Here is a 255-nt window from a genome sequence, read left to right as displayed (position 1 = left end):
TTGACATATTGTGAGAATAAAGTAAAGAGTAAGAGCAAAAATAGATAGCGATTGCCTTCGGGCATGAAGATATTAGAGAGTAAGTGAAATAAGGGCGTATGGGGGATGCCTAGGCTCTTGGAGGCGACGAAGGACGTGTTAAGCTGCGATAAGCTTCGGGGAGGTGCACAAGACCCTTAATCCGAAGATTTCCGAATGGGGCAACCCACTAGATTGAAGATCTAGTATTCTATTTAAATAGAAGGCAAACCTGCT

At 43.5% G+C, this 255-nt stretch carries 1 rRNA gene; it reads left to right on the top strand.

The features are described from left to right. Positions 1 to 78: 78 nt before the first annotated feature. Positions 79 to 255: ribosomal RNA gene (locus tag ACST15_RS12570) — 23S ribosomal RNA — on the top strand; the annotation flags it as partial.

The sequence above is a fragment of the Aquirufa sp. Wall-65K1 genome, assembly GCF_054558475.1.
Note: the sequence above shows the minus strand (reverse complement) of the source record. Positions and strands in the feature narration are given on the sequence as shown.